Genomic DNA, 216 nt, shown 5'->3' on the forward strand with positions numbered 1-216 from the left:
CCTTGTCGTAGACCTTGGTGATCACAACTGGCTTGTGAACGCGTTGGCCGGTTGGTTGGCCGGACTGCGGGTCACGCGGGATGATTACGTCGTGGCTGAACGCCTGAACCATGACCTGGTCTTCGTGACCTTCCTGGTAGGTGTTGCCAACGGAGTCAGCGGTGAACGCGCCGGCAGTGATCAGGCCTTGTTTTTCGCCAGTGACGGACATGTACG

At 58.8% G+C, this 216-nt stretch carries 1 protein-coding gene; it reads right to left on the reverse strand.

The features are described 5' to 3' along the window. Positions 1 to 216 (reverse strand): type VI secretion system tube protein TssD (gene tssD / locus PseAD21_RS29420; protein ID WP_158242615.1); only part of this gene is annotated, 216 nt, incomplete at both ends.

The sequence above is a fragment of the Pseudomonas sp. AD21 genome (genome assembly GCF_002878485.1).
Classification (GTDB): Bacteria; Pseudomonadota; Gammaproteobacteria; order Pseudomonadales; family Pseudomonadaceae; genus Aquipseudomonas.